The organism is Mesorhizobium sp. WSM4810, from assembly GCF_055811235.1.
On the sequence record NZ_JBVVQV010000012.1, the window covers coordinates 1 to 26,046 of the forward strand.

Sequence of the window (26,046 nt, forward strand, 5' to 3'; positions counted from 1 at the left end):
CGGGGTGGAGCAGCCCGGTAGCTCGTCAGGCTCATAACCTGAAGGTCACAGGTTCAAATCCTGTCCCCGCAACCAAATAAAAAACGGCCCGCATCACGCGGGCCGTTTTGCGTTTGCAGCCTGCTGGCCGCCTTCTCCGGCATGGAAGTGATCATGCGGTCGAGTTCAGGCCGCGTCCCTATTCCCTACCGCAGGCTTTCCAACTCGCGGATGCGTTTGGCGCCGTCGGCCTCGAGCTGCCGGGTGACGGCGCCGATCAGCGTTTCGGCCACGACGAAAAGGGCCGCCGAGGAGTCCCAGGCCGAGGGCACGGCAGTGCGCCCGGCGATGACATGGCGGGCGAAGCGGGCGATCGGCGACAGCCACTGGTCGGTGAACAGCACGATCTGCACGCCGCGCTGGTGCGCCGTCTCGGCGAAGCGAACCAGGCTGTCCTGGTAGCGCCTGATGTCGAAGATCACCAGCACGTCGCGCTTGCCCATGTCGATCAGCCGATCGCGCCAGACGCTTTCCTGTCCGGCGAGGTGAAAGACGTTGGGCTGGATGATGGCGAGGTGGGCGGCCATGTAGCGCGCCAGCGGATCGGTGAAGCGGCCGCCGATCAGGAAGGTTTTGCCGCGTCGGTCGGCAAGCTTTGCGACGATGTCGGCAAGCTGTTTGTCGGACAGGTGCCTGAACGTCTCGCGCATGTTGTCGAGCGTCGCCTCCAGCATCGGCGACACCGCGCCGCCGTTCGGCGATGGCGGGTCGAGAGTGCGCGATGCCGGCGACTGCAGTTGCGCCGCCAGTTCGTCCTGCAGCGCCGACTGGAATTCCGGGTAGTTCTGGAAGCCGAGGCGGGCGACGAAACGCAGGATCGTCGGCGAGGAGACGCCAGCGGCAGCTGAGAATTCGGCGACGGTCTTCAGGCCGATCAGCGGATAGCTGGCGATCAGCGTCTGCGCTGCGCGGCGCTCGCCCGCCGGCATCGTGCCGATGCGATCCGAGATCAGTTCGGCAATGCTCGAAATCATCTTTTCCCCATGCCCGGCCGTTTTGCCGAAATCGCATTTGACCCGAAATCGCGTTTGACAAAGCCGGACAAACTGTATGAAATCATCCACAGGGACGCAATGAGGCAAAATACGTAACATACGATACAGCGCTCCCCGGGGACGACAGGATAATGGAGACAGCACGGCCCGCCAGCCTTGCATCGCCTGAAACCGTAGGGGTGACGAACCCCGGCGGATCGAGCCCTTTCGTGCTGACCTGCGACCACGCCTCCAATTTCCTGCCGCCGGAATTCGGAACGCTCGGCCTTGCTGCCGAAGAGCTTTCCCGCCATATCGCCTGGGATCCCGGCGCGCTGGCGGTGGCCCGCCGCATGGCCGCGGCGCTTGACGCGACGCTGGTCGAGACCCGCATTTCGCGGCTTGTCATCGACTGCAACCGCCCGCTCGACGCACCCGATCTGGTGCCGCCGGTCAGCGAGGCCACAACTATTCCGGGCAATGCCGGCCTGTCGCAGAAGCAGCGCGCCGCGCGCATCGCCCTGTCCTGGCAACCTTTTCACGATGCGGTCGCGCGTATCATCGACACAAGGCTGGCGCGCGGGCTCGAGACGCGGCTGGTTTCAATCCATTCCTTCAACCCGGTCTACAACGGCAAGAGCCGGCCCTGGCACATCGGCGTCATCCATGACGAGGATCGTCGCCTGGCAGCGCCGCTCGTCGCCGCGCTGCAGCGGCTCGCCGGCGTCACAGTCGGCATCAACGAACCCTATTCGCCGGCCGACCGTGTCTATTTCACGCTGGAACGGCACGCGCGCCCGCGGGAGCTACCCTGCGCGATGATCGAAATCCGCAACGACGAAATATCCGACGAAGCCGGGCAGCGAAAATGGGCGGATCTGCTCACGGGGATTTTTTCCGATCTCGAGCCGTCATCCGGATCCCAGGGATCTGGCCGGCGCGGGCTCGGCCATCCGGTGGAACCGGTCAACTGACAAGAAGAAGGGGACTTTCAAATGGCAGGCGGTAATACGAAGCAAGTTGGCAGCGTCGCATACGCGAAGCGCGACAAATCCTATTTCGAGGACCGGCAACTGGTGCGTCACGCCAATGTCTGGCATCTGTGGGCGCTCGGCGTCGGCGCCGTCATATCCGGGCATTTTTCGGGCTGGAATTTCGGATTCGGGACAGGCGGCTGGGGCGGCATGCTGGTGGCCGGCATCATCATCGCCATCATGTATGTCGGCCTCGTCTTCTCGATCGCCGAGATGAGCCCGGCTTTGCCGCACACCGGCGCTGCCTACTCCTTCGCCCGGACGGCGATGGGGCCGTGGGGCGGCTTCATCACCGGGCTTTGCGAAAACGTCGAGTATGTGGTGACGCCCGCCGTCATCGCCTTCTTCATCGGCTCCTATATGGGAGGCATCTGGTCGGTCGCCTTTCCCGACTCCAGCGTCTGGCCGCCGCTCTGGTGGCTGGTGACCTATGGGCTGTTCCTGGCGTTGAATATTTTCGGCGTCGCGCTGTCCTTCCGCGTCACGCTGATCGTCACGCTGCTGTCGCTGGCCGTGCTGATTGTCTTCTGGATCAGCGCTATCCCGAGCATGGACTTTTCGCGCTGGGCGCTGAACATCGGCGTCGGCCCGGACGGAGCGGCGATGGAGCTTCCCGAAGGCAATGGCTCAATGTTCCCGTTCGGCTTCTCGGGCGTGCTGGCGACGCTGCCTTTTGCGGTTTGGCTGTTCCTGGCTATCGAGCAGCTTCCGCTGGCGGCGGAAGAATCGGTCGACCCCAAGCGCGACATGCCGCGCGGCATTATCGCCGGCATGCTGACGCTGATGGTCTCGGCCTTCATGATCGTGCTGCTCAACCCGTCGGTCATCGGAGTCGGTTCCTTCAAGCTCGCGACTTCCGGCGAGCCTTTGCTTGACGGCTTCCGGGCGATTTATGGCGACTCCGGTGCAGTGCTGCTTGGCGTCATCGCGCTGATTGGATTGATAGCAAGTTTCCACACCATCATCTTCGCCATGGGCCGGCAGGTCTATTCGCTCAGCCGCGCCGGCTATTTCCCGTCGGCGCTGTCGGTCACCCACAAATCGTACAAGACGCCGTATGTGGCGATGTTTGCGGGCGCCATCGTCGGCTTCGGCATCATGCTGATCATGTGGTTCGCGCTTGGCGGCGCTACGGCCGGTTCGCTCATCGGCTCGGTGTTGCTGAATATGGCGGTGTTCGGCGCGATGTTCTCCTACATCCTGCAGGCGGTGTCCTTCATCCTGCTGCGCCAGAACCAGCCGAACATGGAACGTCCCTATCGCAGCCCGCTCGGCGTCCCGGGCGCCGTGCTGACGATCATCATCGGCGTGGTCACCCTGCTCTACCAGATTCAGGACGCGAACTTCACCAAGGGCGTGGTCTGGGTGGCGCTGTGGTTCGCCATCGCGATCGTCTATTTCGGGCTGGTCGGCCGTCACAAGCTGATCCTGTCGCCGGAAGAAGAGTTCGCGCTGGAGCACGCGCAGAAAGCCTAACCTGTTTTGGTATCTCAACTACCCGGCCGCGCTTCCGCGGCCGGGTCCAGAGTTGAACTCTCGAAGCGCCATAAGGGCGGCGGAGCTTGCAAGAATGGCCGGAAATTTCTCGTTCGATCAGTTGAAAAAGGCGGTCTCCAGCGGTGAGGTCGATACGGTGGTGGCGTGCATTGTCGACATGCAGGGGCGGCTGGCGGGAAAGCGGTTCCTGGCACAGTATTTCGTCGATTCCGCCCATGACGAGACGCATGGCTGCAACTATCTCCTGGCCGCCGACATCGATATGGAACCGGTGCCCGGCTACAAGGCGGCGAGCTGGTCGAAAGGCTATGGCGACTTCGTCATGAAGCCGGATATGTCGACGCTGCGGCGCATTCCATGGCTGGAAAAGACGGCGCTGGTGATCTGCGACGTGCTCGACCACCACAGCCATGACGACCTGCCGCATTCGCCGCGCGCCATCCTGAAGAAGCAGGTCAAGCGTCTGACCGAGCGCGGCTATCTCGGCTATTTCGCCTCCGAGCTCGAATTCTATCTGTTCAGCGAAACCTACGATTCCGCCCGCAAGAAGCACTGGCAAGGCCTCGACACAGCCTCGCCCTATATCGGCGACTACCAGATCGGCATCACCACCAAGGAAGAAGGCGTCATGCGCCGGCTGCGCAACGAGATGCAGGCAGCCGGCATTCCGATTGAGAACTCCAAGGGCGAGTGGGGTCCGGGCCAGGAAGAAATCAATGTCCGCTATGCCGAGGCGCTCGAGATGGCCGACCGCCACGTCATCCTGAAGAACGGCGCCAAGGAAATCGCCGAGTCCGAAGGCAAGGCGATCTCGTTCATGGCCAAGTACAATTACGGGCTGGCCGGCAATTCCAGCCATATCCACAATTCGCTGTGGAGCGCCGACGGCGAGACGCCGCTTTTTTACGACAGAAAGGCCGAATGGACACTGTCGACGCTCGGCCAGCAATGGGCGGCGGGCCAGCTCAAATATGCCAGGGAATTCACCTGGTTCCTGGCGCCCTACGTCAACTCCTACAAGCGCTTCCAGGCCGGCACCTTCGCGCCGACCAAGATCATGTGGAGCGAGGACAACCGCACCGCCGGTTTCCGCCTGTGCGGCGAGGGCACCAAGGGCATCCGCATGGAATGCCGCATCGGCGGCGCCGATCTCAACCCCTATCTCGCCTTCGCCGCGCTGATCGCGGCCGGCCTGGCCGGCATCGACGAAAAGCTTGACCTGCAAAAACCCTTCGTCGGCGATGCCTATCAAGCCTCGCAGCTGCCGGAAATTCCGAAGACCTTGCGTGACGCCACCGAGACGCTGGCAAAATCGGAGATGCTGAAGCAGGCGCTCGGCGACGGCGTGCTCGAGCATTATGTCCATACGGCGCACTGGGAGCAGTTCGAATACGACCGCCGCATTACCGATTGGGAACTGCACAGGGGGTTTGAGCGGTACTAAACTACGCCAGCGTTGCCGTTCAGCTTTGCTGCCGGACGGGCGGGCGGCTCAAAACCGAGATTGTCGTAAATTGCGAGGACCCAAGGAATGACCGACACGGTCAAGATAAAATCTCCCGTCGATGGTTCGATCTATGCCGAACGGCCCATCGCCACGGACCAGGCGATCAATGCCGCGGTCGAGCGTGCCAAGGCGGCGCAGGAGAAATGGGCTGAGACGCCGATCGTTGAGCGCGGCAAGTACATGCTCGCCATGCTGGAAGCGCTGGTCGCCATGACCGACGAGATCGTGCCGGAGATCGCCTGGCAGATGGGCCGCCCGGTGCGCTATGGCGGCGAGTTCGGCGGCGTCAGGGAACGCACCAGCTACATGGTCGAGATTGCGGAAGCGGCACTCAAGCCGGTGATGGCCTTCAATCCCAAGGATGGGTTTCGCCGCTATGTGAAGAAGGTGCCGCTCGGCGTGGTCCTGGTGATCGCGCCGTGGAACTATCCCTATCTCACCGCCGTCAACACCATCGTGCCGGCGCTGATGGCCGGCAGCGCCGTCATCCTCAAGCATGCGGCGCAGACGCTTCTGGTCGGCGAACGTTTTCAACAGGCGTTCGACAAAGCAGGCCTGCCCAAGGGTCTGTTCCAGAACCTCGTCATGAACCATGCGCAGACCGAAAAACTGCTCGGCTCGGGCAAGATCGACCATGTCAATTTCACCGGCTCGGTTGCCGGCGGCCGCGCCATCGAAAAGGCCGCAGCGGGCACCTTCATGACGCTCGGCCTTGAACTCGGCGGCAAGGATCCGGCCTATGTCCTGGCCGATGCCAAGATGGACCATGCCGTCGCCAACCTGGTCGACGGCGCCTTCTACAATTCCGGCCAGTGCTGCTGCGGCATCGAGCGCGTCTATGTCCACGAGAAGGTCTATGACGAATTCGTCGAAGGCTTCATCGCCGAAACCAGGAACTACGTCGTCGGCAACCCGCTCGACCAGGCGACGACGATGGGGCCGATGGCACAGGCGCGCTTCGCCGACCTGATCCGCGAGCAGAAGGCCGAGGCCCTGCGCAAGGGCGCCAGGGCGCATATCAACATGAAGGTGGCCAATGACGAGCCGGGCTCGCCCTATCTGGCGCCGGAAGTGCTGACCGGGGTCGATCACCAGATGAGCGTCATGCGCGAGGAGAGCTTTGGGCCGATCGTCGGCATCATGAAGGTGCGCAACGACGAGGAGGCGATCGCGCTGATGAACGACAGCCCCTACGGGCTGACGGCCTCGATCTGGACGCGCGACACCGAGCATGCGGCGGCGATCGGTGATCGCGTCGAGACCGGCACCGTGTTCATGAACCGCTGCGACTATCTCGATCCGGCGCTGGTCTGGACCGGCGTCAAGGACACCGGCAAGGGCGCGGCGCTGTCGGCCATCGGCTACGACAATCTGACGAGGCCGAAGTCATATCATCTGCGTGAAGCCATCTGATTTTTTTGAAAGACGGAAATGACAAAATTGATTTCCAAATGGAACTATCCGACGACCGTGCGCTTCGGCGCGGGGCGCATCAAGGAATTGCCTGATGTGCTTGAAGCCACCGGCATCAAGCGGCCGCTGTTCGTCACCGATCCGGGGCTGGCCAAACTTCCGGTCGTCGCTTCGACGTTGAAGATCCTCGACGATGCCAAGGTACCCTATGGCGTATTTTCCGAGGTCAAGCCGAACCCGGTGGACTCCAACCTGACCGCCGGCATTGCGGTGTTCAAGAAGGGCAAGCATGACGGCGTGATCGCCTTCGGCGGCGGCTCGGCGCTCGACCTCGGCAAGCTGATCGCCTTCCAGGCCGGCCAGACGCGGCCGGTCTGGGATTTCGAGGATATCGGCGACTGGTGGACGCGCGCCAACTCCGACGCGATCGCACCGATCATCGCCGTGCCGACCACGGCCGGCACCGGCTCGGAGGTCGGCCGCGCCGGCGTCATTACCAATGAAGCGACCCACACCAAGAAGGTGATCTTCCATCCGAAACTTTTGCCGGCCATCGTCATCGCCGATCCGGAACTGTCGGTCGGCATGCCCGGCTTCATCACCGCCGGCACCGGCATGGATGCGCTCGCCCATTGCCTCGAGGCTTATTGCGCGCCGGGCTATCATCCGATGGCCGACGGCATCGCCGTCGAAGGCGTGCGGCTCGTCTTCGAGAACCTGCCGAAGGCCTATACCAACGGCAAGGATCTCGTCGCCCGCGCCCACATGATGAGCGCGGCCGCGATGGGCGCCGCCGCCTTCCAGAAAGGGCTGGGCGCCATCCACTCGCTGTCGCATCCGATCGGCGCGCTCTACGACACCCATCACGGCATGACCAACGCCGTGTTCATGCCTTATGTGCTGGCCTTCAACCGCGACGCCATCGAGGCGCGCATCGCCCGGCTCGCGGCTTATTGCGGCATCAAGGGCGGCTTCGACGGCTTCGCCAAGGCCGTCATCAAGCTGCGCAAGGAATTGGAGGTGCCGCACGCGCTGCCGGGCCTGATCAAAGGGCTCGACATGGACAAGAAGCGCAAGGGCCTGATCGCCGACATGGCAGTGGTCGATCCGACCGCCGGCGGCAACCCTGTCAAGCTGACCAGGAAGGCGGCGCTGACGCTGCTCGAAAATGCCATTGCCGGCACCGCCTGACACAGTATTCGCGCCGGAAACTGATCCGGGAAATTGAGGGCAAGAAAGGGGGAAAGATGAAAGGTAAGACGGAAACTCGTTAGCCGGAAAAATAGTTGCGAGGCGATTGCTACAGCCGGTTAAAAAGAGTTTACTTTTTCGTACTGCAGGGCATCGCTTTCACAAACCATTCATCGGGCTGTCACACGAAAACGATACCGCATCGCAGGCGTCCAACGGCGTCAGTTCAACGGAGAGAACACATGTTCAAATTCACGGGAAAAGTACTTTCCCTTACGGCCGTCGCCCTGATGGCGACCTCTGCCATCTCGTCGGCGCAGTCAATGGATGAACTGGTCGCCGCCGCCAAGGCGGAAGGCCAACTCACCACCATCGCGCTGCCGCACAGCTGGTGCGGCTATGGCGACGTCATCGCCGGCTTCAAGGCGAAATATCCGGAAATCACCGTCAACGAGCTCAATCCCGATGCCGGCTCCGGCGACGAGATCGAGGCGATCAAGGCCAACAAGGACAATAAGGGCCCACAGGCGCCTGATGTCATCGACGTCGGCCTGTCTTTTGGCCCGTCGGCCAAAGCAGACGGCCTGGTCCAACCCTACAAGGTGTCGACCTGGGATACGATCCCTGACAGCGCCAAGGATGCCGATGGCTATTGGTATGGCGACTACTACGGCGTGCTCGCCTTCGGCGTGAACAAGGCCGTCGTGCAGAACGCGCCACAGGACTGGGCTGACCTGATGAAGCCGGAGTATGCCAATTCGGTGGCGCTCGCCGGTGACCCGCGCTCGTCCAACAACGCGGTCATGTCGGTTTACGCTTCGGGCCTCGCGGCTGGCGGTACCGGCGGCCAGGATGCCGCCGCCAAGGGTCTGCAGTTCTTCAAGCAGCTCAACGATGCCGGCAACTTCGTGCCGGTCGACGGTGAAGCGGCAGCTGTCGCCCAGGGCACGACACCGATCGTGATGAACTGGGACTACAACCTGCTCGCCATGCGCGACAAGATGGCCGGCAATCCGGAAATCGAAATCGTCGTGCCAAAGAGCGCGGTGGTGGCTGGCGTCTACGTGCAGGCGATCAGCGCCTATGCGCCGCATCCGAACGCCGCCAAGCTGTGGATGGAGTATCTCTACTCGGACGAAGGCCAGCTCGGCTGGCTGAAGGGCTACTGCCACCCGATCCGCTTCAACGACCTTGCCAAGAAGGGCGTGATCCCGAAGGAGATGCTGGACAAGCTGCCGGCCGCCGAGAACTACGAAAAGGCGATCTTCCCAACCCTGGAGGAGCAGAACGCCGCCAAGAAGGAAATCAGCACGAACTGGGATGCCATCGTTGGCGCCGTCGTGAAATAGTTCCATAGGGCGCCGGGCCGGTTCGCCGGCCGGCGCCCTATGCCAAGTTCGGGAAGTCCATGGCAGACTCCACACTATCCCAGACAGCCCGCGTCAGCCCTGGCGCGCCGGAGATCAGCCGCCTTCGGCTGCCACTGCATTGGTTGGGCGTAGCGCCGTTCTTCGTTTTCGCGCTGCTCTTTCTGATCTTGCCCACGGTAGGGCTGATCGCCGGCGCGTTCAAAAATGCAGCCGGCGACTATACGCTCGACAACATCATAGCGTTGTCGCAACCCAAGCTCGCAGCCGCCTATTGGGTCTCCATTCAGATCAGCTTTGTTTCTGCGGTGCTCGGCGCCCTGATTGGCCTTGCGATGGCCGTGGCAGTGATTCGCGGCGGCCTGCCGTCGTGGCTGCGCTCGGCGACCTTGACCTTCTCGGGCGTCGCCTCGAATTTCGCCGGCGTGCCGCTGGCATTCTCGTTCATCGCGACGCTGGGTCGGCTCGGCGTGGCGACGATCCTGTTGCGAGACATTTTCGGCATCAACATCTATTCGCTCGGCTTCAGTATTTTTTCGTTCTGGGGCCTGATCCTCACCTACCTCTATTTCCAGATTCCATTGATGATCGTCATCATCACGCCGGCGGTCGATGGGCTGAAGAAGGAATGGGGCGAAGCTGCCGCCACGCTCGGCGCAACCAATTGGCAATATTGGCGCATGGTGGTGATCCCGGTGTTATGGCCGAGTTTTCTCGGCACCACGGTCCTGCTTTTTGCCAACGCGTTCGGCGCGGTCGCAACGGCCTATGCACTGACGGGGCCGTCACTCAACATCGTGCCCATCCAGCTGTTCGCGCAGATTCGCGGCGACGTGCTTTACAATCCGAATCTAGGCTATGCCCTTGCATTCGGCATGATCGTCATCACCGGCCTGGCCAATCTCTTCTACATTTTGTTCCAACGGCGAGCCGAACGGTGGCTGAAATGAAGCAAGGCAGCCGTTTTTGGGCCTGGCTGGTTTTTGGCGTGGGAACCACCTATTTTATCCTGCCACTGTTGGCGACCTTTGAATTCTCCTTGCGTAAGCGGCGAGGCGAATACTCGTTTGACGCCTACCGCTCGGTGTTCGGAGATCCAAATTTCCAGGCGACATTTACCTATTCCGTCGTGGTGGCGATCTTCACCATCCTTTTGGGCGTGCTCCTCGTCGTCCCGACGGCTTACTGGATACGGCTGCGGCTACCGCATCTGCGGCCGGTCGTAGAGTTCATCACCCTGCTGCCGCTGGTTATCCCCGCCATCGTCATCGTCTTCGGCTACATCAGGATGTTCGGTTCGAATTCGACGTTGCCTTTTCTGGCGACAGCACGCGGCGCCGATGCTCTGCTGGTCATCGGCTATGCAGTGCTGGCGCTGCCTTATATGTACCGGGCGGTGGATACCGGTCTCAGGACCATCGACGTCAGAACGCTCACCGAAGCCGCACAAATCCTCGGCGCCGGCTGGACCACCATCATCGCCCGCATCATCCTGCCGAACGTGCTGATCGCCGTGTTGTCCGGCGCGTTCCTGAGCTTTGCCATCGTCATCGGCGAGTTCACCATGGCGTCGCTGCTGAATCGCCCGGCGTTCGGCCCCTATCTGCAGAACATCGGCGCCAACAGCGCTTATGAGCCATCGGCACTGGCGCTCATTTCGTTCGCCATCACCTGGGGCTGCATGTCGCTGATCCAGATCCTGTCGCGTTTTGCGCCGCGATCGGCGAACCGGCCAAACTGATCGAAAAAGTACTGACCGAAAGAAAAGCCATGGCCGAGCCATTCCTCTCCATCCAGCAGGTTCGAAAAGCCTTCGGCGCCACCACCGTCGTCCAGGATTTCAACCTCGACGTCGAGCCGGGCGAATTCGTCTCCTTCCTCGGGCCGTCGGGCTGCGGCAAGACGACGGTGCTGCGCATGGTCGCCGGCTTCGAGGAGCCGAGCGCCGGCAAGATCGTCGTGGCCGGCAAGGACATCACCCGGCTCAAGCCCAACCAGCGCAATGTCGGCATGGTGTTCCAGGCCTATGCGCTGTTTCCGAACCTGACCGTGGCGCAGAACATCGGCTTCGGGCTTAAGGTCGCGGGCATGCCAAAGGCCGATGCCGACAGGCGCGTTGCCGAGATGCTCGACCTCATAAAGCTGCCGCAGATGGGCGACCGCTATCCCTATCAGCTCTCCGGCGGCCAGCAGCAGCGTATCGCGCTGGCGCGGGCGATTGCGCCGAAGCCGAAGCTCCTGCTGCTCGACGAACCGCTGTCGGCGCTCGACGCCAAGGTGCGCGTCTCGCTGCGCGAGGAAATCCGCTCGATCCAGAAGAAGCTCGGCATCACCACCGTCTTCGTCACCCACGACCAGGAAGAGGCGCTGTCGATCTCCGACCGCATCGCCGTCATGTATGGCGGCAAGGCCGAGCAGGTCGGCACGCCGTTCGAGATCTACAACCGGCCGGCGACCAAGTTCGTCGCCAATTTCGTCGGCACGCTGAACGTGCTCGAAGGCACCGTCACCGATGCAGCCTCGGGCAAGGTGCGCGTCAATTCGCAAGAGGTCTCGCTGCAGGGAAAGCTGAACGGCTCCAAGTCCGGCGACACGCTGTCGTTGGCGCTGCGGCCCGAGGCGATTTCGCTCGGCCGCCATCCCGGCCGCGACTCCAGTCTTTCGGGCGAGATCACCGAAGTGCACTTCCTCGGCTCGGTCATCCGGGTTCGCGTCGGCATCGGCGGCAGCACGGTGTCGCTCGACACGTTCAACAGCCCGGCCGCGCCGCCGCCCGCTGTCGGCGAGAAGGCCGAGATTTCGTTCTCGTCGGGCGACATGCTGGTGTTGCACTAGGGGAAGAGTGAATGGTGAGTAGTGAATGGTGAATAGTGAATAGTGAATAGTGAATAGCAAGAAGGGGCTTTACGCGCCGAGATTTCTCTGCAAGCGACCATTCACCATTCACCATTCACCATTCACCATTCACCATTCACCATTCACCAGCCAAAGCCGTCGCCGTTTTTTTGCCTGCCAATCGCCCGGCTTCGCCGCTACGATAAGGCATGGCGCTTTTCGAGTTGACCCTTGTTCTCCTGCTGATCGCTGTCGCGCTGACGGCGTTGTCGTGGCGTCTCCAGGTTCCTTATCCGTCGTTGCTGGCGTTGGCAGGCGCAGGCATCGCCTTCCTGCCGTTTGCGCCGACCATCGAGATCGATCCCGAACTGGCGCTTGCCTTGTTCATCGCGCCGGTGCTTCTTGACGCGGCCTACGACACGTCGCTGCGCGATCTCAATCGCTACAGACTGCCGCTTTTCTTGCTGGCGCTTGGCGCCGTCGTTTTCACCACCGCTGCCGTGGCGCTCGTTGGATGGACGATGGCAGGCCTGCCGATCGCTGCGGCCATTGCGCTGGGCGCGATCGTGGCGCCGCCCGATGCCGTGGCGGCGTCGGCCGTGCTTGGACAGTTCAAGGTGCCGCACCGCGTCACCGCGATCCTGCAAGGCGAAAGCCTGCTCAACGATGCCACGGCACTGCTGATCTACCGCATGGCGGTTTCCGCAGCTGCCGGCTCCATCCTGGTGAGCAGCGCGGTTCCGGTGATCTTGCTGTCGACGGTCGGCAGCCTTGCCGCTGGTTACGTGCTCGGCCGGTTGTCTCTCGTCACCCTCAGCCGCATCAGAGATCCGGCAAGCGGCACGGTGGTGCAATTTGCCGGGACGTTCGGCGTCTGGATCCTGGCCGACAGGATCGGGCTCTCCGCCATCATAACGATCGTCGTCTATGCCATGACCATCGCACGTACCGCGCCGCGCCGCATGCCGGCCAGAAATCGCGTCAGCTCCTATTCGGTCTGGGAGACGGCGGTGTTCGTGCTCAACGTGCTTGCCTTCGTCCTGATGGGACTTCAGGCGCGATCGATCGTCGGCCGGCTTGCCGAGCAGGGGCAGGTCGAAGCGTTTGTCTTTGCCGCAGCCGTGCTGGCTGTCGTCATCGTCTCGCGTCTCGTCTGGGTGCTGGGATGCGGCGCGATCATGAGGTGGCTCGCCAGCTTCGGTGACGCGGAACGGCAGGCCGAGGCGCCGTCGTTTCGCGGCGGCGTGCTGATCGGCTGGTGCGGCATGCGCGGGTTGGTCACGCTTGCAGCAGCATTTGCCTTGCCGGCTGACTTTCCCGGCCGCGACCCGATCGTGCTCGCCGCTTTCTCGGTCGTCCTCGGCACCCTGGTGCTGCAAGGCATCAGCCTGAAGCCGCTGCTGCGCCTGCTTCGTCTCGATCCGGACGAAATTGTCGACCGCGAAGTCGCCCAGGCGCGCGTCGCCATCATGCAGGCCGCGCTGGACGTGTTGAGCGGCAAGACATCGAATGCCGCGGCCGTGGTCCGCGAGCAATTTGCCGCGCAGCGCACGATCGCTGAAAACCCGGAGGACGCCCAGGCTACGACCGAGTACGACAGGTTGCGCCTCTATGCCATCAAGAGCCAGCGTGACGCACTGGAGCAATTGCGCATCGACGGAACGATCGGCGACGAAGCATATCATCGCCTGGAGGAGGAAATCGACTGGTCGGAACTGGCCGCCTCTCCGCCGGGATGTTTCCAGCCGTTGACGACCTAGCTGCGCTATCTGGCCCAAGCGCTCTGTATCCGGCTGCACATTGCAGCCGATCAGCCCAACGGCTACTGCTTTCAGGGAATTGAGCCGGATAAGTAATGAAGCTGGTCAGCTACAACATCCAGTACGGGTTCGGCGGCGACGGTCGCTACGATCTCTCGCGCTGCGCCAAGATCGTCGCCGGCGCCGACATCATCGCCTTGCAGGAGGTGGAACGGCACTGGCTGCGCAGCAACGAGGACGACCAGCCGGAAATCCTTTCGCGACTGCTGCCCGAACATTATTGGGTTTATGGGCCGGCCTTCGACATGGACGCCAGCGAACGGCGTGACGGCCGCATCGTCAACCGTCGGCGGCAATTCGGCACCATGCTCCTGTCCAGGCTGCCGATCGTCTGGTCGCGCCTGCACACGCTGCCGCTGCGCCGCACCGTGCGTCCGCTCAACACCCGCAACGCAGCGCTCGAATGCATGATCCGCACCCCTGCCGGTCCGGTGCGGGTGCTGTCGCTGCATCTGGCGCATATCGCCGCCGAAGAGCGGCTGGAGCAGATCGACTATCTGCTCGCCGAGCATCGCCGCGCGCCGTCCGACGGCGGCCCGTGGAGCGGCGCCGACGATGAGCCCGTGCGCAACTGGAGCAATGGCGAGCCGGAGCCGGAAAACCCGCTGGCGGCGATCTGGATGGGCGATTTCAACATGGAGCCGGGCAGCGCCGAGTACCGGCGCATCGTCTGCAGCACGCCGTACCATCGCGGTGCTGCCTATCTCAACGGTTTTGTCGATGCCGCCGCCGTCGCCGGCGAACCAACGGCGGATTTCCACACCCATGTGAAAACCATCGACGGCAGGCTGGCAAAGCGACGGCTCGACCACTGCTTCGTCGGTGGCATGTTGGCGGGACGGGTGCGCTCGGCCAGTGCCGATATCGGCGAAATCGCCTCCGACCATTTTCCGCTGCGGGTCGACATCGACCTGGAAACGCCGTTCGCGACGGGGGCCGAAGGCGCATGAGCCGCCGATGACCTTGTCCGTCTTCTTCGCGGTGCTTGCTGCCGCCGCCATGCACGCGATCTGGAACGCGCTGGTCAAGGTCCATCTCGACCGCTTCCTGTCGATCACGCTGATGACGCTCGGCATGGGCGCCGTGGCGCTTCTGGCGCTGCCATTTGTCGAGGTGCCGAAAGCGGAAGTGTGGCCGTACATCATCGCCTCGGTGATCTTCCACATGGGTTACAGGACGTTCCTGATAGGCGCCTACAAGGCCGGCGATTTCGCCCAGACCTATCCGCTGGCGCGCGGCACGGCACCGTTGCTGGCTGCACTTGGCGGCATTGTGGTCGTCGCCGAAGTTCCGGCGCCGCTCGCCATTGTCGGCATTGTTCTCTTGTCGGCCGGGACGCTGGTGCTGTCATTTCGCGGCGGCGCGCATCTGGAAAGGCTGAACCTGCGCGCCGTCGGCTTTGCGCTGGGCACCTCGATCTTCATCGCCGGCTATACGCTGTCCGACGGCAGCGGCGCGCGGCTGGCCGCGACGGCGTCGAGCTATGCCGCATGGCTGTTCGTCTGCGATGCGCTGTGGGCGCTGGTGCTGTGCCTGATCTTCCGCGGACCAAAGGCGCTGCCGCTGCTGGCGCGCGACTGGAAGGCGGGCGTGTACACCGGCGTGCTCAGCGGCGCCGCCTACTGGATCGTGATGTGGGCGATGACCAAGGCGCCGATCGCCTCGGTCGCGGCGCTGCGCGAAACCTCGATCCTGTTCGCCATGATGATCTCGGTGTTTGCGCTTGGCGAGAAGATGACCGCCTGGCGCGGTGCCGCCGTGCTCAGTATTGTTGCCGGCGTCGTCGCGCTGAGGCTTGGATAGGCTAAAGCGCGTCGCGTTCGATCGACCTCACGCGACGCGCTTTAGGTTGTTGTTTTATGCATGTCGTTAACGCAAAACCGCTGCACACTTTTGCGCGACATGCATTAAGCGCCTATCTCGAGGTCGAACACCATCAGCCCGTCGGTTCCGCCTTCAAGCGCCGCGACCAGCCGAGCGCCGGCTCGGCTGTGGGCCTCATGCACCAGATAGGCGTCGCGTGCGGCGGCATCGCTGAAGTCGATGGTAAAGCCGTGCGTGAAGCCGCGCGCGAACGGCTCTGGGCTGGTGTTGGCGCTGAATTCGACCTTGGCCATGCCGTCGATCACCGACCGCAGCGCCTCGAGGTCGGCATGGATGGCCGCGCGCTCGTCGTCGGTGACGTCATTGCGGAATCGAACGAAAACACAGTGCCTGATCATTCTTGGGATCTCATGCCGCTTGGTTGGTGGAAAACACGGCCGGCGGCAGCGGGTCGCGGCCAAGGATCAGATCGGCGCCTTTTTCGCCGACCATGATGGTTGGCGCATTGGTGTTGGAGGATGGGATGCGCGGCATCACCGAGGCGTCGCAGACGCGCAGGCCCTCGATGCCACGCAGCCTGAGATCGGGCGTCACCACGCTCATCGCATCATGGCCCATGCGGCAGGTGCCGACAGGGTGGTGGTCGGTCTTGGAACTGCGGCAGGCATAGTCGAACAGCTCGTCGTCGCTGGTGAGTGCCGGTCCCGGCAGCACCTCGCGCAGCACGTAGGGGGCCAGCGCTTTCTGCCGCATGATCTCGCGCGCCAGCCTGAGCCCCTTGATCGACATGTCGCGATCGTAGGGATCGGACCAGTAGTTCGGGTCGATCAGCGGGCGGTCGGCGGGGTCGGCGCTGTTCAGCCGCACCGTGCCGCGCGATCGAGGGCGCAGGAAGGCCGAGTTCAGCGTCACGCCCGGATTTTTCAGTTTTTCGACACCGGCCTCGATGCCGGAGCCGAGGCCGAGATGCAGCTGGATATCGGGCGAGGCGGCGGTCGGGTCGGCGTACCAGAAGCCGCCGGTCTCGAACAGGCTGGAGGCAACCGGACCTTTTTTCAACAGCAGGTACTGCAGGCCGGCCCACACCGTCCGGTGCAGCTTGGCGTAGTTGTCGTAGGTGTGGTCGCCGGTGCATTCGGCAATGACGAACAGGTCGAGATGATCCTGCAGGTTGGAGCCGACGCCGGGCAGGTCGTGCACCGGCGTCACGCCGACCGACTTCAGATGGTTGGCCGGGCCGATGCCCGACTGCATCAGCAGCTTCGGCGAGCCGATGGCGCCGGACGAGACGATCACTTCGCGCTCGGCGCGCAGGATTTTCTTCTCGCCGCCCGGCCTGTCGACGATCTCGACACCGACGGCGCGGCCCTTGTCGATGACGATGCGCGTGACCAGCACATCGGTCCTGACGGTCAGGTTTTTTCGTGCGCGGATCGGCCTGAGATAGGCGACCGAGGCAGAGGAGCGTCTCGCGTCCTTCTGGGTCAATTGATAATAACCGACGCCTTCTTGGGCTACCCCGTTGAAGTCTGGATTGAAGGGAATGCCCATCTCCTGTCCGGCGCGGAAATAAGCCTCGCAGATCGGCAGCGGCGCAATCGGGTTCGACACGCCGAGCGGACCCTGGTCGCCGTGAAAATCGTTGGCGTAGCGCTGGTTGTTCTCGGCCCGCTTGAAATAGGGCAGCACGTCGCGATAGCCCCAGCCGGCAAGGCCCTCGTCCTTCTCCCAGGCGTCGTAGTCGCGGGCATTGCCGCGTGTGTAGATCTGGGCGTTGATGGAGGAGCCGCCGCCGATCACCTTGGCCTGCGTGTATCGGAAGACGCGGTCCTTCATGTGCTTTTGCGGCACGGTCGACCAGCCCCAGGCGGCGATGCCCTTGGTCATCTTGGCGAAACCGGCCGGCATGTGGATCAGCGGGTGCCAGTCCTTGCCGCCCGCTTCGAGCAGCAGCACTGAATTCGATGGCTCTTCGCTCAGCCGGTTGGCCAGCACGCAGCCGGCCGGGCCGGCGCCGACGATGATGTAGTCGGTCATGGCGTCACCTGTTCACAGCCTCGGCACCGACAGCGCACCGTCGACATTGATGATCGAGCCGGTCGAAAAGCCGAGCTTGCCGCCGGCGAGTGCCACTATGGCGGCGCCGACATTGGCGGCTTCGCCCCAGCGCTTGGCCGGCACCAGACCGCCGTCGATCAGCGCGTCGTATTTGGCCATTACCCCTGCGGTCATGTCGGTGCGGATGATGCCCGGCCGCACCTCGAACACGCCGATATTTTCGGCGGCGAGGCGTAGCGCCAAGGTTTTCACCCACATCGAAAGTCCGGCCTTGGAGATGCAATAGTCGGCACGTTCCGGCGAGGCCATTTCGGCGCTGACCGAGGTGATGGTGATGATCGATTTTGGGTGGTCACCCGGCGCCGCAAGCATCGCCCTGGCAACGGCCTGGCTGAGGAAGATGGTGCCGCGCAGGTTGATGGCGAGGATCCGGTCGAAGTTTTCCGGTTTCAATTCCAGCAGGTCGCCACGTACCACGGCGCCGATGCCGGCATTGTTGACCAGGCAGTCGATGCGGCCGAAGGCGTTCGTCGCGGCATCGACCAATGCGGCATGGTCGTCGAGGTCGGCAATGTCGCCGCAATGGTAGGCGAATGTCGCGCCGCGGGCGGTGATGTCAGCGGCAACCCCGTCGCCGGCTTTTTCGGCAAGGTCCACGACAAGGATATCGAAGCCGGCATCGGCCAGCGCCTCGGCGCAGGCAAGGCCGATGCCGCGCGCGCCGCCGGTGACGATGGCTGCCGGACGGCTCATGTGAAGATGTTCCTTTGGACGTCAGCGCCGCCCCTCATCGCCCTGCCGGGCACTTCTCCCCGTATAGTGACGGGGAGAAGGACGCCTTCATCGCCTGCTTTGCCAATCGTCAGCGTTGCAAAAAAGGCGGCGAGGTTGCGGCCAGCGGGCTTCTCCCCGTTCACGGGGAGAAGGTGCTGGCAGGCGGATGAGGGGCGGCGCAGACCGATCATAGGACAAGCTCGCTCTTGCGGATATGGTGGGCGACGCGCAGCGCTTGTGCGGCGATCGACAGCGCCGGATTGACTGCGGCCGAGTTCGGCAGGAAGCCAGCGTCGACGACAAACAGGTTCTTGTGGTCGAACGAGCGGCAGAACGGGTCGAGCGGCGAGGTTGCCGGATCGTCGCCCATCTTGACCGTGCCGCACTGGTGCGACGGCGTGCGCTTGTCGAAAGGCCGCGACAGGACGATCGGATAGCCGCAGGCGCGGAAGTTCTCGCGCATCACCTTGGTCAGCCCGTCGAGCGACTGCATGTTGGAGCGCCGCCACTGCATGACGATGTCCTTGCCGTCGACCATGATGCGGCTTTCGGGGTCTGGCAGGTCCTCGCACATCAGGTACCAGTCGACGGCGTGGGCGGCCATGAAGTCCAGCGCGAATTTGGGTGCAAGCTTGACGTTGGCCCTCAGGATATGACCGTCGATCTTGCCGAGAAGCTGGACGTTGCCGAGCGGCTTGCCGCCCTTGCCGTCGGATAGGTAGTAGTCGTTGAGCATCAGCGTCTTCTGGTAGACGGAGGTGTTCCTGCGGCGCGGATCGATCGCCAGCATGGCGCTCGAATTGTGGTTCATGAAGTTGCGGCCGACCTGGTCGGAGCGGTTGGCAAGGCCGTTTCCGTTCGGGGACGGCGAACGCAGCAGGATGGCGGCGGAATTGACCGCTCCGGCCGAGAGGATGACCAGTTTCGGCGTCACTTTCTTCAGTATGCCGTCCTGGCGATAGTGAACGGCTGCGATCGTCGTGGCATCCGGTGAGGCTTCGAGGTATTCGACATGAGCACCGGTCTCGAGCCTGATGTTCCGGTCGGCAAGTGCCGCTGTCAGCGGCCCCGATTGGGCGTCGACCTTGCCGGTCCCGGTGTTGGGAAACGCGTCCCAGCCTGTCTTGCCGTCCTTTAGCCAGGCATCGATGTCGACGCCGAGCGGCAGCGATGCCGGATGCAGGCCGAGGCCCATGAGTTCGGCGCGGGCGCGGGCGATCGGCGGCTCGTCCGGCACCGGCCCGAAGGGGTAGGGGATCGAGTGGAACGGTTCGGTCGGGTCTTCGCCGAGTGCGCCGCGCACGCGAAAAAGCTGCTCGGCCCTGGAATACCACGGCTCGAATTCCTCATAGGAGAACGGCCAGGCCGGCGAGACGCCGCCATAGTGTTCCATGACGGAAAAGTCTTCCCTGCGGTAGCGGATCAGCACCGCGCCATAGAATTTCGAATTGCCGCCGACATAGTAATAATTGCCGGGATTGAACGCAGCACCCCCGGCCTCGCGCCACATCTCCTTCGGCCGGTAGTGGCCGTCGACGAAGATGGCGCGCGTGTCGCGCGTGTGCGGCGTCGCCGGCAGCGGTTCGCCGCGCTCCAGCATCAGGATCGAGGCGCCACTGCCGGCAAGGCCGGAAGCGATCGTGGCGCCGCCGATGCCGGAGCCGATAATGACGATGTCCGGGTTTGTCATGGCTGTCAGAGGATGCGGTTCTCGGTCGCCGGATCGAAGAACACCGCCTTGGTCAGGTTGAAGGCGAGCGGCGTGACCGTGCCCGGCTGGATGTTGGCGTCGGCGCGCAGACGCGCCACCACCGCCTTGCCGCCGAGATTGGTGACGGCGAAGGTGTCGGACCCCGCCGGTTCCACAACCTCAATGTGACAGTCGGCGGTGGCGATGTTCGATGCGTTGCGTTCGGCTCCTTCAGGATCGGTCAGGGCCTCGGGACGGACGCCAAAAATGATCGGCTTGTCGTGGAATGCCGACAGACCAGTCGGCGCATCGGCCAGCGGCAGCGAGATCGGCTCGCGCGCCTCGCGCTGCAGCACCACGGAAAGCGCATTGCCATTGCCGCCGATCGTCGCCGGGATCAGGTTCATCGCCGGCGAGCCCATGAAGTCGGCGACGAACAGATTGGTCGGGTTGTTGTAGATTTCGGCAGGCGTGCCGAATTGCTGCACCTCGCCGTCGCGCATCACCGCGATCTTGGTGGCCAGCGTCATCGCTTCGATCTGGTCGTGGGTGACGTAGACGATCGTGGTGCCGGTGGTTGCGTGCAGCCGCTTGATCTCGATGCGCATGTCGACGCGCAGCTTGGCGTCGAGATTGGAGAGCGGCTCGTCGAAGAGAAACAGCTTGGGGTCGCGCACCAGCGCCCGGCCCATGGCGACGCGCTGACGCTGACCGCCGGAAAGCTGGCTCGGCTTGCGCTGCAGGAGGTGGCCGATCTGCAGCACCTTCGCCACCTTGTCGATCGCCTTCTGGCGCTCGTGGGCCGGCACGCCGCGCATCTCCATGCCGAAGGCAATGTTTCCCGCGACGGTCATGTTCGGATAGAGCGCATAGCTCTGGAACACCATGGCGATGTCGCGCTTCGAGGGGTGGAGATCGTTGATCGTGCGTCCGTCGACACGGATTTCGCCTTCGGTGATAGTTTCCAGGCCGGCGATGGTGTTGAGCAAGGTCGACTTGCCGCAGCCGGACGGGCCGACCAGCACGAGGAAGCCGCCCTTTTCGAGATCAACGTCGATGCCCTTCAGGATCTCGACCGATCCGAACCGCTTCCTCAGCCCATCAATTTCGAGAAAAGCCATTCGATTATCCTTTGACGGCGCCGGCCATCAGGCCGCGCACGAAATAGCGGCCAGCGACCACATAGACGAGAAGGGTCGGCAGTGCGGCGATCATCGCCGCCGCCATGTTGACGTTGTATTCGACGACACCGGTCGAGGTGTTGACGACGTTGTTCAGCGCCACGGTCATCGGCATCGCGTCGCCGGTGCCCGCATAGGCCGAGGCGAACAGGAAGTCGTTCCAGATGTTGGTGAACTGGTAGATGACGGTGACGACGAAGATCGGCATTGAATTCGGCAGCATGATGCGCCGGAAAATCTGGAAAAAGCTGGCTCCGTCGACCTGTGCCGCCTTGACCAGTTCGGTCGGGAACGCCTCGTAATAATTGCGGAAGAACAAGGTGGTGAAGCCGAGCCCGTAGACGACGTGGACAAAGACCAGATTGACCGTCGGATTGCCCAAGCCGAATGAAAATCCCGTTGCGTTTCGCAGCGTCACGCCGAAGCGGCCGAGGCTGCCGAGGATCGTCGCCATCGGCAACAGCACCGACTGGAAAGGGATGAAGCAGGCAAACAGCATCAGCCCGAAAACCAGCGTGTGGCCGCGGAAGCGCCATTTGGTCAGGACATAGCCGTTGAGCGCGCCGAGCAGCGTCGAGATCAGCACCGCCGGAACCACCATCTTGATGGAATTCCAGAAATAGCCCTTGATGCCGGCGCAGGTCAGGCCGACGCAGGTCTCGCCCCACGCCTTCAGCCACGGCTCGAAGGTCGGCGCCTGCGGCAGCGCCAGCATGTTGCCGTTCTGGATCTCGTCCATGGTCTTGAACGAGGTCACCAGCATGACGAACAGCGGCATCAGGTAGAACAGCGCGAACAGCGCCAGCAGGCCGTAGATGACGATGCGGTTGACGGTCCTGGCGCTGATGCCGCCAGTGCTCTGGCGAGTGGGCGTGGCAATGACGCTCATCGCGGCCGCTCCCTGAGCTCGGAATAGAGATAGGGCACGATGATCGCGGTGATGGTCATCAGCATGATCACGGCGCTGGCCGAGCCGACGGCCATTTCGTTGCGCTTGAAAGTGTACTCATACATGAAGTTCGACGGCAGCCAGGCCGAGCCGCCCGGCCCGCCGCTGGTCAGTGCTACGACCAGATCGTAGGACTTGATGGCGAGGTGAGCGAGCACGATGAAGGCCGAGAGGAAGACCGGCCGCAGCAGCGGGATGACGATCCGGCGATAGAGCTGGACCGTGGTGGCGCCGTCGATCTGCGCCGCCTTCATGATCTCGCCGTCGATGCCGCGCAGGCCGGCCAGGAACATCGCCATGATGAAACCCGAGGCCTGCCAGACGCCGGCGATCACCACGGTGTAGATGACGAAATCCTTGTTCTTGATCCAGTCGAAATGGAAGCTCGTCCAGCCCCATTGATGCAGCGTCTGCTCCAGGCCGAGGCCGGGATCGAGGAACCATTTCCAGGCGACGCCGGTGACGATGAAGGACAGCGCCATCGGGTAGAGATAGATCGGCCGCAACATGCCTTCGCCACGGATCTTCTGGTCGAGCAGGATGGCCAGGAAAAGGCCGAGCGCCAGGCAGATGAAGATGTAGAGAAAGCCGAAAATGCCCATATTGGTGATCGACGTGTACCAGCTCGACGGCGGGTCGCTCTCGAAGGTCCAGCGCCATAGCCTCTGATAGGCACGCGGCCCAGTTAGCGCATAGGACGGGAAGGTCTTGGAGTTGGTGAAGGACAGATAGACCGTCCACAGGATGAAGCCGTAGACGAAGACGATGGTGATCGCAAAGCTTGGCGCCAGCACGATCTTCGGCAGCGCGTCCTGCAGGCGCGAACGCACCGACGCGCCCGGGCGCGCATTATGCTCCGGCGTCAGCTTGATCTGGGTTGCGACCGTTGTCATGGGCTCCTCCCTCGCGGGTCCCTTCACCGCCAGGCGGGGAAGGATAGCCCCGTCGAGACGGGGCGTGTTGGTTGATCGCCGGCGCCATTCCGACCAGAAGCCGACCATCCTGGCTTGGTGGAACCTTCCCCACCGGAGCGGGGAAGGTCCTTTCATGCCGGTTCTTATTTGGCGTCTTCGATTGCGTTGACCAATTGGGTCACGGCCTCGTCCGAGGTCTTGATCTGGCCGTGGACGAATTTCGAGACGACGTCCTTGTAGGCATTGGCGACGGCGGGCGGCGCGCCATAGCCTTGCGCCAGCGAACCGAACAGCGTGCCGCCTTCGTTGGCGGCCTTCAGGTCGGCCATGCCCTTCTTGCCGCAAGCGTCGAAGTCGGTGTCGGGCACGTCGGTGCGGGCCGGGACCGAGCCCTTGACGACGTTGAAGGCCGACTGGAAGCTCTTCGACAAAGTTGCGGTGGCCAAGGCGACCTGGGCGGCCTTTCGGTCCTCCGGAACGTCGAACATGCCGAACATGTCGGAGTTGTAGACCACGCTGCCGTCGGTGCCCGGGAAGCGATAGCACAGGAAGTCGGTGCCCGGCGTCTTCTTGGCGGCGTTGAATTCGCCCTTGGCCCAGTCGCCCATCACCTGCACCAGAGCATCGCCCTTGATGACCATGGCGGTGGCGAGGTTCCAGTCGCGGCCGGAGAAGTTCGGGTCGACATAGGTGACGAGCTTGGCAAGGTTGTCGAACGACTTCTTCATCGTGTCGGATTTCAGCTGCTCCTCGTCGAGGTCGTTGAAGGCCTTTTTGTAGAACTCAGGTCCGCCGGTCGACAGCACGACGGAATCGAACATGGTGGCTTCCTGCCAGTTCTGGCCGCCAAGCGCGAGCGGGATGACGCCCGCCGCCTTGGCCTTGTCGAGCAGCGCGATGAATTCGTCGAAGGTCTTGGGCTCGGTGCCGCCGATCTTGTCCATCACCGCCTTGTTGATCCACAGCCAGTTGACCGAGTGGACGTTGACCGGAGCCGCGACCCACTTGCCGTCATAGACCGAGAATTTCTGCAGGGCGGCCGGCACGGATTTGTCCCAGCCTTCCTTTACCGCCGTCTCGGTCAGGTCGCCCATCACGCCGGCCGCGGCGTAATCGAGCACGGTATAGCCGAGCATCTGCGAGGCGGTCGGGTAGTTGCCCGCCGCAACCATCGCCTTCAGCGCGGTCATGGCGGCGTCGCCGCCGCCGCCGGCCACGGGCACGTCCTTCCAGGCAAAGCCTTGCTTGGCCAGATCCTCCTTGAGCACGTTCAAGGCAGCCGCTTCGCCGCCAGACGTCCACCAATGCAGCATCTCGACTTCCTTGACGTCCTGGGCATGGGCCGCGAACGCAAGACCCGAGCCGAGAGCCGTTCCGATAAGCAGTTTGCGCAACATGTACTTCCTCCCTTGTTGCAGCTACACGACCGGCGGCTGTCCGCCGGGTTCTTCACAGCTCAGCCGACCCACCATCCGGTGCGCTGGCCGCGATGAAACTGGATTGTCTTTTCCTCGGTATAATCCTCGACGGCGCGCTTGCCGAGTTCGCGTCCGAGACCGGATTGCTTGTAGCCTCCGAAAGGCAGCTCGGGATAACCTTCCATGAACGTGTTCACCCAAACGGTTCCCGAACGCACACTCCGCGCCACCGACATGCAGGTGTCGATGCTGGCGCTCCACACACCCGCCGATAGACCATAGGGCGTGTTGTTGGCGATGCGCAACGCCTCTTCAATCGATTCAAACGTCAGCACCGAGAGCACCGGGCCGAACACTTCTTCACGTGCAATGGCCATGTCTTCGGTGACGCCGCGAAGGATAGTCGGGTCGAGATACTGACCGGCATTGGAGGCGATCTGCTTGCCGCCGCTATAGACGCTGCTGCCGTCGTTTGCCGCCGCCGCCACGTAGCCGGCGACCTTGGAAAGGTGCTCGGAAGAGATCATCGCGCCGACCTTGGTGCTGTCGTCGAGCGGATCGCCGACGATGACCCTTGCGGTGAGCGCCTTCACCGCGTCGAGGAAATCGTCGGCGATCGCCTCGTGGACGATTAGCCGGCTGCCGGCGTTGCAGCATTCGCCGGCGTTGAAAAAGCCGCCGAACACCGCCGCGTCTGCGGCGGCTTCGAGGTCGGCGTCTGGAAAGACAATCTGGCCGTTTTTGCCGCCGAGCTCCATCGAGACCTTCTTCAGCGCGTTCGCAGCCGATGCCATGGTCACCTTGCCGACCCGGGTGGAACCGGTGAACGACACCATCTCGACCAGCGGATGGGCGACCATCGGCGCGCCGACATCGGCGCCCAGGCCAGCGAGGATGTTGACGACGCCGTCCGGCAAGCCGGCCCGCATCAGGATGTCGCCGAGCACGAAGGTCGAGGCCGAGGTCATCTCGCTCGGCTTGACCACAGCCGTGCAGCCGGCGGCGAGCGCGAACGGCAGTTTCTGGCTGACGATGAGGAACGGAAAATTCCATGGCGTGATGATCGAGACGACGCCGATCGGTTCACGCAGCACGACGCCCAGCATGGCGTCGCCGAGATTGGCGTAGCTCTCGCCATGGAGCGTGCGGGCAAGCGCCGCGGCATAGCGCCAGATGTCGACGGCGCCGCCGATCTCGCCACGCGCCTGGGTGATCGGCTTGCCGGATTCCAGCGCGTCGAGCCGGGCAATCGCCTCGAGCCGCGCTTCGATCAGGTCCGCCGCCTTGAGCAGGATCGCGGCGCGCTCGCCGGCCTTCATGCGCGGCCAGGGGCCGGTCTCGAAGGCCTTGTGCGCGGCCTGTACCGCCGCCTCGACTTCCTCTTCGCCGGCTTGCGCATAGCGCGAAACGGTGAAGCCGTGGCCGGGGCTGTTGCGCTCCAGCGTGCGGCCGTCGCGGGCATCGACGAACTTGCCGTCGATCAGCAGCCGGTAGGTCTTCGGTGCTGCGGATGCCTCGGCGGGCATGGCGATGGTGAGGGGCAAGTTCATGTGAGCTTCCG

22 protein-coding genes are annotated in these 26,046 nt (G+C 63.2%); 12 read left to right on the top strand and 10 right to left on the bottom strand.

Going from position 1 to position 26,046, the window contains the following annotated elements; genetic code table 11:
- Window positions 1-185 precede the first annotated feature (185 nt).
- A complete protein-coding gene (locus AC0L3O_RS18310) occupies window positions 186-1,013 on the bottom strand; it encodes a MurR/RpiR family transcriptional regulator (protein ID WP_473616240.1) in 828 nt (275 codons plus the stop codon).
- A 152-nt stretch (window positions 1,014-1,165) separates the two neighbouring features.
- On the opposite strand from AC0L3O_RS18310, the gene AC0L3O_RS18315 reads away from it, so the two are divergent.
- The 12 genes from AC0L3O_RS18315 to AC0L3O_RS18370 all read left to right on the top strand — a co-directional run bounded on the left by AC0L3O_RS18315 (window position 1,166) and on the right by AC0L3O_RS18370 (window position 15,480).
- Complete coding sequence (locus AC0L3O_RS18315) at window positions 1,166-1,987, top strand: N-formylglutamate amidohydrolase (RefSeq protein ID WP_473616242.1); 822 nt, start codon at window positions 1,166-1,168, stop codon at window positions 1,985-1,987.
- Window positions 1,988-2,008: 21 nt separating this feature from the next.
- On the top strand, window positions 2,009-3,523 hold the full coding sequence (locus AC0L3O_RS18320; protein WP_473517416.1) for an amino acid permease: 1,515 nt from the start codon (window positions 2,009-2,011) through the stop codon (window positions 3,521-3,523).
- 94 nt (window positions 3,524-3,617) lie between these two features.
- Window positions 3,618-4,988 (top strand): glutamine synthetase family protein, encoded by a 1,371-nt coding sequence (locus AC0L3O_RS18325; RefSeq protein WP_473616243.1) that lies wholly within the window; start codon window positions 3,618-3,620, stop codon window positions 4,986-4,988.
- Window positions 4,989-5,075: 87 nt separating this feature from the next.
- Window positions 5,076-6,464 carry an aldehyde dehydrogenase family protein gene (locus AC0L3O_RS18330; RefSeq protein WP_473616244.1) on the top strand — a complete coding sequence of 463 codons (1,389 nt, stop codon included), beginning with the start codon at window positions 5,076-5,078 and terminating at the stop codon, window positions 6,462-6,464.
- A gap of 18 nt (window positions 6,465-6,482) precedes the next feature.
- On the top strand, window positions 6,483-7,655 hold the full coding sequence (locus tag AC0L3O_RS18335) for an iron-containing alcohol dehydrogenase (RefSeq protein ID WP_473616245.1): 1,173 nt from the start codon (window positions 6,483-6,485) through the stop codon (window positions 7,653-7,655).
- A 242-nt stretch (window positions 7,656-7,897) separates the two neighbouring features.
- Window positions 7,898-9,004 (top strand): ABC transporter substrate-binding protein, encoded by a 1,107-nt coding sequence (locus AC0L3O_RS18340; RefSeq protein WP_473616247.1) that lies wholly within the window; start codon window positions 7,898-7,900, stop codon window positions 9,002-9,004.
- Between the two features lie 59 nt (window positions 9,005-9,063).
- Complete coding sequence (locus AC0L3O_RS18345; protein ID WP_473508093.1) at window positions 9,064-9,972, top strand: ABC transporter permease; 909 nt, start codon at window positions 9,064-9,066, stop codon at window positions 9,970-9,972.
- On the top strand, window positions 9,969-10,763 hold the full coding sequence (locus tag AC0L3O_RS18350) for an ABC transporter permease (protein ID WP_473522085.1): 795 nt from the start codon (window positions 9,969-9,971) through the stop codon (window positions 10,761-10,763). The genes AC0L3O_RS18345 and AC0L3O_RS18350 overlap by 4 nt, the downstream gene beginning before the upstream one ends.
- A gap of 29 nt (window positions 10,764-10,792) precedes the next feature.
- Window positions 10,793-11,857 carry an ABC transporter ATP-binding protein gene (locus AC0L3O_RS18355; protein WP_473616248.1) on the top strand — a complete coding sequence of 355 codons (1,065 nt, stop codon included), beginning with the start codon at window positions 10,793-10,795 and terminating at the stop codon, window positions 11,855-11,857.
- A gap of 209 nt (window positions 11,858-12,066) precedes the next feature.
- Window positions 12,067-13,617, top strand: coding sequence for a cation:proton antiporter (locus AC0L3O_RS18360; RefSeq protein ID WP_473616249.1), 1,551 nt, complete (start codon window positions 12,067-12,069; stop codon window positions 13,615-13,617).
- 95 nt (window positions 13,618-13,712) lie between these two features.
- Entirely contained in the window at window positions 13,713-14,627 is a 915-nt protein-coding gene (locus AC0L3O_RS18365; protein ID WP_473616251.1) for an endonuclease/exonuclease/phosphatase family protein, read from the top strand.
- Between the two features lie 7 nt (window positions 14,628-14,634).
- The gene (locus AC0L3O_RS18370) at window positions 14,635-15,480 is read left to right on the top strand and encodes an EamA family transporter (RefSeq protein WP_473616252.1); all 846 of its coding nucleotides are present in this window, start codon (window positions 14,635-14,637) and stop codon (window positions 15,478-15,480) included.
- Between the two features lie 104 nt (window positions 15,481-15,584).
- Here the strand turns inward: AC0L3O_RS18370 and AC0L3O_RS18375 are convergent, their stop codons facing one another.
- From AC0L3O_RS18375 to AC0L3O_RS18415, 9 genes are all read right to left on the bottom strand, one after another.
- Window positions 15,585-15,899: a Dabb family protein gene (locus AC0L3O_RS18375; protein ID WP_473535883.1), complete on the bottom strand. Its 315-nt coding sequence runs from the start codon at window positions 15,897-15,899 to the stop codon at window positions 15,585-15,587.
- Window positions 15,900-15,909: 10 nt separating this feature from the next.
- Window positions 15,910-17,538 carry a GMC family oxidoreductase gene (locus tag AC0L3O_RS18380; protein ID WP_473616253.1) on the bottom strand — a complete coding sequence of 543 codons (1,629 nt, stop codon included), beginning with the start codon at window positions 17,536-17,538 and terminating at the stop codon, window positions 15,910-15,912.
- A gap of 12 nt (window positions 17,539-17,550) precedes the next feature.
- Window positions 17,551-18,312, bottom strand: coding sequence for a 3-ketoacyl-ACP reductase (locus tag AC0L3O_RS18385; RefSeq protein WP_473616255.1), 762 nt, complete (start codon window positions 18,310-18,312; stop codon window positions 17,551-17,553).
- Window positions 18,313-18,520: 208 nt separating this feature from the next.
- Entirely contained in the window at window positions 18,521-20,023 is a 1,503-nt protein-coding gene (locus AC0L3O_RS18390) for a GMC oxidoreductase (RefSeq protein WP_473616256.1), read from the bottom strand.
- A gap of 5 nt (window positions 20,024-20,028) precedes the next feature.
- Window positions 20,029-21,144: an ABC transporter ATP-binding protein gene (locus tag AC0L3O_RS18395; RefSeq protein WP_128173791.1), complete on the bottom strand. Its 1,116-nt coding sequence runs from the start codon at window positions 21,142-21,144 to the stop codon at window positions 20,029-20,031.
- Window positions 21,145-21,148: 4 nt separating this feature from the next.
- Window positions 21,149-22,093 carry a carbohydrate ABC transporter permease gene (locus AC0L3O_RS18400; RefSeq protein ID WP_091600410.1) on the bottom strand — a complete coding sequence of 315 codons (945 nt, stop codon included), beginning with the start codon at window positions 22,091-22,093 and terminating at the stop codon, window positions 21,149-21,151.
- Window positions 22,090-23,046, bottom strand: a complete 957-nt coding sequence (locus tag AC0L3O_RS18405) for a carbohydrate ABC transporter permease (protein ID WP_091600425.1) — start codon at window positions 23,044-23,046, stop codon at window positions 22,090-22,092. The genes AC0L3O_RS18400 and AC0L3O_RS18405 overlap by 4 nt, the downstream gene beginning before the upstream one ends.
- A 164-nt stretch (window positions 23,047-23,210) precedes the next feature.
- Entirely contained in the window at window positions 23,211-24,464 is a 1,254-nt protein-coding gene (locus AC0L3O_RS18410) for an ABC transporter substrate-binding protein (protein WP_036262246.1), read from the bottom strand.
- A gap of 59 nt (window positions 24,465-24,523) precedes the next feature.
- Entirely contained in the window at window positions 24,524-26,035 is a 1,512-nt protein-coding gene (locus tag AC0L3O_RS18415) for an aldehyde dehydrogenase family protein (protein ID WP_473616257.1), read from the bottom strand.
- Window positions 26,036-26,046 lie beyond the last annotated feature (11 nt).

Bases quoted from the DNA above. Each gene is read 5' to 3' on its own strand.
- AC0L3O_RS18310 (WP_473616240.1), bottom strand. From the start codon at position 1,013: ATGATTTCGAGCATTGCCGAACTGATCTCGGATCGCATCGGCACGATG.
- AC0L3O_RS18315 (WP_473616242.1), top strand. From the start codon at position 1,166: ATGGAGACAGCACGGCCCGCCAGCCTTGCATCGCCTGAAACCGTAGGG.
- AC0L3O_RS18320 (WP_473517416.1), top strand. From the start codon at position 2,009: ATGGCAGGCGGTAATACGAAGCAAGTTGGCAGCGTCGCATACGCGAAG.
- AC0L3O_RS18325 (WP_473616243.1), top strand. From the start codon at position 3,618: ATGGCCGGAAATTTCTCGTTCGATCAGTTGAAAAAGGCGGTCTCCAGC.
- AC0L3O_RS18330 (WP_473616244.1), top strand. From the start codon at position 5,076: ATGACCGACACGGTCAAGATAAAATCTCCCGTCGATGGTTCGATCTAT.
- AC0L3O_RS18335 (WP_473616245.1), top strand. From the start codon at position 6,483: ATGACAAAATTGATTTCCAAATGGAACTATCCGACGACCGTGCGCTTC.
- AC0L3O_RS18340 (WP_473616247.1), top strand. From the start codon at position 7,898: ATGTTCAAATTCACGGGAAAAGTACTTTCCCTTACGGCCGTCGCCCTG.
- AC0L3O_RS18345 (WP_473508093.1), top strand. From the start codon at position 9,064: ATGGCAGACTCCACACTATCCCAGACAGCCCGCGTCAGCCCTGGCGCG.
- AC0L3O_RS18350 (WP_473522085.1), top strand. From the start codon at position 9,969: ATGAAGCAAGGCAGCCGTTTTTGGGCCTGGCTGGTTTTTGGCGTGGGA.
- AC0L3O_RS18355 (WP_473616248.1), top strand. From the start codon at position 10,793: ATGGCCGAGCCATTCCTCTCCATCCAGCAGGTTCGAAAAGCCTTCGGC.
- AC0L3O_RS18360 (WP_473616249.1), top strand. From the start codon at position 12,067: ATGGCGCTTTTCGAGTTGACCCTTGTTCTCCTGCTGATCGCTGTCGCG.
- AC0L3O_RS18365 (WP_473616251.1), top strand. From the start codon at position 13,713: ATGAAGCTGGTCAGCTACAACATCCAGTACGGGTTCGGCGGCGACGGT.
- AC0L3O_RS18370 (WP_473616252.1), top strand. From the start codon at position 14,635: ATGACCTTGTCCGTCTTCTTCGCGGTGCTTGCTGCCGCCGCCATGCAC.
- AC0L3O_RS18375 (WP_473535883.1), bottom strand. From the start codon at position 15,899: ATGATCAGGCACTGTGTTTTCGTTCGATTCCGCAATGACGTCACCGAC.
- AC0L3O_RS18380 (WP_473616253.1), bottom strand. From the start codon at position 17,538: ATGACCGACTACATCATCGTCGGCGCCGGCCCGGCCGGCTGCGTGCTG.
- AC0L3O_RS18385 (WP_473616255.1), bottom strand. From the start codon at position 18,312: ATGAGCCGTCCGGCAGCCATCGTCACCGGCGGCGCGCGCGGCATCGGC.
- AC0L3O_RS18390 (WP_473616256.1), bottom strand. From the start codon at position 20,023: ATGACAAACCCGGACATCGTCATTATCGGCTCCGGCATCGGCGGCGCC.
- AC0L3O_RS18395 (WP_128173791.1), bottom strand. From the start codon at position 21,144: ATGGCTTTTCTCGAAATTGATGGGCTGAGGAAGCGGTTCGGATCGGTC.
- AC0L3O_RS18400 (WP_091600410.1), bottom strand. From the start codon at position 22,093: ATGAGCGTCATTGCCACGCCCACTCGCCAGAGCACTGGCGGCATCAGC.
- AC0L3O_RS18405 (WP_091600425.1), bottom strand. From the start codon at position 23,046: ATGACAACGGTCGCAACCCAGATCAAGCTGACGCCGGAGCATAATGCG.
- AC0L3O_RS18410 (WP_036262246.1), bottom strand. From the start codon at position 24,464: ATGTTGCGCAAACTGCTTATCGGAACGGCTCTCGGCTCGGGTCTTGCG.
- AC0L3O_RS18415 (WP_473616257.1), bottom strand. From the start codon at position 26,035: ATGAACTTGCCCCTCACCATCGCCATGCCCGCCGAGGCATCCGCAGCA.